The 4,169-nt window shown below is 72.4% G+C and carries 4 protein-coding genes; all 4 read right to left on the bottom strand.

Annotation, left to right across the window (positions count from 1 at the left end; translation table 11 throughout):
* Window positions 1–161: 161 nt before the first annotated feature.
* Window positions 162–1,127 carry a cation diffusion facilitator family transporter gene (locus ACFWA7_RS36330; protein ID WP_385549834.1) on the bottom strand — a complete coding sequence of 322 codons (966 nt, stop codon included), beginning with the start codon at window positions 1,125–1,127 and terminating at the stop codon, window positions 162–164.
* 69 nt (window positions 1,128–1,196) lie between these two features.
* Window positions 1,197–2,363 carry a mannose-6-phosphate isomerase, class I gene (gene manA / locus ACFWA7_RS36325; protein WP_385827348.1) on the bottom strand — a complete coding sequence of 389 codons (1,167 nt, stop codon included), beginning with the start codon at window positions 2,361–2,363 and terminating at the stop codon, window positions 1,197–1,199.
* A 159-nt stretch (window positions 2,364–2,522) separates the two neighbouring features.
* Window positions 2,523–3,665, bottom strand: a complete 1,143-nt coding sequence (locus ACFWA7_RS36320) for an SIS domain-containing protein (RefSeq protein ID WP_385549840.1) — start codon at window positions 3,663–3,665, stop codon at window positions 2,523–2,525.
* A 109-nt stretch (window positions 3,666–3,774) separates the two neighbouring features.
* Window positions 3,775–3,957 (bottom strand): Trm112 family protein, encoded by a 183-nt coding sequence (locus ACFWA7_RS36315; RefSeq protein WP_385549843.1) that lies wholly within the window; start codon window positions 3,955–3,957, stop codon window positions 3,775–3,777.
* Window positions 3,958–4,169 lie beyond the last annotated feature (212 nt).

Raw genomic sequence — 4,169 nt, 5'->3', positions numbered from 1 at the left:
GGGGCGTCCAGCAGACGTTGGGACCCAGTAGCCGGGCGGACCCCTTAGACGTGGGGGGGGGGCGGGAAGTCCTCTCCCGCCCCGCCCACACACTCGCCTGCCGAAGCCTCGACCCCAGACCTGCTTCGCAGGTAACAGTGGAGCGCACTCGGTGACCGTACTCAGTGACCCGTGCCGCCCGGCGTGGTCGCCGGGTCCGGGCCCGCCGCGGCTTCCGTCGCGCTGTAGATGTCAGGCTCCAGGTAGATCACGCGGGCGATCGGGACCGCCTCACGGATGCGGGCCTCGGCCGCGTTGATGGCGTGGGCGACCTCTGCCGCCGTGTCGTCGTGCTGGACGGCGATCTTGGCCGCGACCAGCAGCTCTTCCGGGCCGAGGTGGAGCGTACGCATGTGGATGACGGAGGTGACCGTGTCGCCGTCGACGATCGCCGTGCGGATCTTCTCCACCTCCTGCGTACCGGCGGCCTCGCCGAGCAGCAGCGACTTCGTCTCGACCGCCAGAATGAGGGCGATCAGGATCAGCAGCGCGCCGATGCACAGGGTGCCGACGCCGTCCCAGACGCCGTCGCCGGTGGCCAGCGCGAGGCCCACGCCACCGAGGGCGAGGACGAGTCCGATCAGGGCGCCCGCGTCCTCAAGGAGGACTACGGGGAGCTCGGGGGCCTTCGCCCGGCGCACGAACTGCGACCAGGAGAGCGAGCCCCGCGTCTCGTTCGACTCCTTGATGGCCGTACGGAAGGAGAAGCCCTCGGCGATGATCGCGAAGATCAGGACGCCGACGGGCCAGTACCAGGCCTCGATGTCGTGCGGGTGCTTGACCTTCTCGTAGCCCTCGTAGAGGGCGAACATGCCGCCGACCGAGAACAGTACGATCGAGACCAGGAAGGCGTAGATGTAGCGCTCCCGGCCGTAGCCGAAGGGGTGTTGGGGCGTCGCCTCACGTTGTGCCTTCTTGCCGCCGAGCAGCAGCAGGCCCTGGTTGCCCGAGTCCGCCAGTGAGTGGACGCTCTCCGCGAGCATCGACGACGAACCGCTGAAGAGGAACGCCACGAACTTGGCTGCCGCGATCGCGAGGTTGGCGCCGAGCGCCGCCACGATCGCCTTGGTTCCGCCTGACGCACTCATACGTGCACGTATTCCCTTCGTCGGTGTCGCGGCCGCCCGGGTGCCGCCATTCGGCCGCACATTGTTGCATCAGGCCACGACAGTGGCGCGAAAAGCAGTGCCCGTTCCGGACAGTCCGGCCTTTTCGCCCGCCCGGACGAAGGCCGCCTGGCCCGGGGTGAGGCGCAGGTCGCCGAGCTCCACCGCACCCGCCGTGCACAGGACGATCTGCGGGGTCCCGGCCGTCAGGTCCGTCGGAGCCGCACCCTCCGCGCGTACGAAGCGGGACAGGCGGAACTCGTCGATCGGGGTGTCGTAGAGCTCTTCGCCCGCCTCCGACGCCTCGGGGCGCAGCACGCCCGGGTCGTTGGCCTCGAAGCGGACGACCCGGAGGAGTTCGGGGACGTCCACGTGCTTCGGGGTCAGACCGCAGCGCAGCACGTTGTCCGAGTTGGCCATGATCTCCACGCCCATGCCGCTCAGATACGCGTGCGGAATGCCGGCGCCGAGGAACAGGGCCTCGCCCGGCTGGAGTTGGACGTAGTTGAGGAGCATGGCCGCGATGACGCCGGGGTCGCCCGGGAAGTGGTGGGCGAGTGAGGCATAGGCCCGGTAGGCGTCGCCTCCGAGGCGCTCGCAGGCCGCCGCGGCCTCTGTCACCGTCGCCGCCATCTCCTTCGGATCGGCGGTCAGTACGGCCGTGAGGACCTCGCGCAGCGCCGCCTCTTCGGGGTGGGCGTGCAGGAGGTCCACGTACGGCTTGAGGGAGTCCACGTCGAGCTCGGCGAGAAGATCCGCGGATTCTTCCGGAGCCCGGAACCCGCACAGGCCTTCGAACGTTGTCAAGGCACAGATCAGTTCGGGCTTGTGGTTGGCGTCCTTGTAATTGCGGTGCGGGGCGCCGAGCGGAACGCCCGCGCTTTCCTCGTCCGCGTAACCCCGCTGCGCCTGGGCGAGATTGGGATGCACCTGAAGCGAGAGGGGGGCGCCAGCCGCCAGCAATTTGAGAAGAAAAGGAAGACGGGGGCCGAATTTGGCGACGGCCGCGTCACCGAGCTCCGCCGTCGGGTCCGCTGCGATGACGTCGGAGAGCGGAGTCCCGCCCGCACCCCGGTCGATACGGGACGGGGCGCCCGGGTGCGCACCCATCCACATCTCGGCCTGGGGCTCGCCGGTGGGGGCGGTGCCGAGCAGTTCCGGGATCAGCGTCGTGGAGCCCCAGGCGTAGGGGCGCACGGTGTTGGCGAGACGGTCCATGGTTCGCGTGGTCTCTTTCGCGTGGTCTCGTACGGGTTCGGTCGCCGCGTGCCCAGCAGCTGTCGGCACCGGTCACCGTCGGTATCGGTCGCTGTCGGCTCCGGTCACTGATGTCCTCGGCCACCGGCCGCGTCGGCATGGGGCTGCACCGGCGGTGCCCTACGTGGGGGGCGGCGTCGATGCGAGGGCGAGGTACGCGGTCGTGAAGTCCGTGAGGGCGAGGAGTTCCGCCAGGCACTCCAGCTCCGTGCCCTCCTCCGGCTCCAGTTCGCTGATCTGCGCCTCGTGGCTCAGGGCGAGTTCGCGCGCGGCCGGGGCGGCGGAGAGGCCGCCCGCCGGGCGGTCGCGCAGCAGGACAACCCGGGCGTGCAGCGCCGCGGGCTCTTCCACCCGGTCGCGGAAGAAGTCGTCCGGGTCGGCGCCCTCCCCGAGCGAGCCCGCGAGCAGGATGCCGTGCGACGCGAGCGTCTCCGGCAGCTCGCCGGTGAGTGCGGGGCGGCCCGCGAGCTCGGCCAGTACGGTCGCGAAGCGGCGGCCCGCCGGTGCGGCGCCCTCGCCCTCCGTCCAGACGAGGGGGAGCGAGTCGGCGAGTTCCGTCGCGAGGGTCTTCGCCGGGTTGCTGTACGTGGCGATGGCCGGGCCGCAGCGTTCCGCGGTGCGGTCAAGGCGGTCGGCGATCTTCTCCAGCGTCTCCGGGGGCGCGGCGGTCAGCCCCAGGCGGTCGAGCAGGGCGAGGATGGGCGTGAACAGGGCCCACAGCGCGCTCGGAGAGGCGGCCGGGGTCCTCCCGTCCTCGTACAGCTCGTGCGGGGCCGTCGCCAGCGGCACCACCAGGCCGTGCACCCCGTCGACGGCCTCGGAGAGCGGGGAGCCCTTCGGGGCGACGGCCACGACCGTGCACCCCCGGCGGTAGGCCTGCTCTGCCAGGAGCGCCAGACCGGGCTCGCTGCCGTCCGTCGTGGTGATGAGCAGGAGGTCGACCGAGCCCGCCCAGCCGGGGAGGTTCCAGCGCAGGGCGCCCGCCGCGGCGGCCACCCCGGTCGAGACGAGCCGGGCGACCGGCGCGGAGGCTCCGGCCAGCGCCGTGACCAGGTCGGCCACGCCCTCGGCCGCGGTGCCGGGGCCCGCGATGAGTACGGCCCGGGGGCGGCCCTCGGGCTTCAGCTCCGCGATGCCCGCCTCGATGGCGTGCCGGGCGGCGGTACGGACGCGGGCGCCGGCCTCCGCGGCTCCGCGCAGCAGACCGCGGCGATCCGCGCGGGCCAGGGCTTCCGGCGCGTCGAGCAGCGACTCATCGAGCATGTGCGGCGGCCTCCGGGGCGATCGGGGTTCCGGGTCACTCGGTTCCCGGCTGGTGTGCCGGGCGGGGTCTGCGGGACGGGGTCCGCGGGACGGGGTCCGCGGGGCGGGGTTACGCCGGGCGGCGGGCCTCGTCCACGAGGAGTACGGGGATGCCGTCGCGGACCGGGTACGCAAGGCCGCAGTCCGCGCCGGTGCAGACCAGCTCGGGCGTCTCATCGGCCGTGGCGTCCTTGAGCGGGGCGTGGCACGCGGGGCAGGCGAGGATGTCGAGGAGGCCGGCTTCGAGCGGCATGGAGGTCCTTCCGGAACGTCTTCGTCGTCTTCGTATACGTGGATCAGGTACGTGGATCAGGTACCTGGATCAGGCCTTGTCACCCTACCGCCGGGGTGCGGTGCGGGCTCCCCGGGTGGCGTGGCCGGACCGGTGGCGGCGGACGCCCGGCACCGGTCCGCGGGGCCGCCGGGACCGGTCCCGTGGCCGGCGGGCGGGACCCGGGCCCGCCC

The organism is Streptomyces sp. NPDC059994, from assembly GCF_042737755.1.
Lineage (GTDB): Bacteria > Actinomycetota > Actinomycetes > Streptomycetales > Streptomycetaceae > Streptomyces.
The sequence above is the reverse complement of the archived record's forward strand: the minus strand, read 5'-3'. Positions and strand labels throughout refer to the sequence as shown.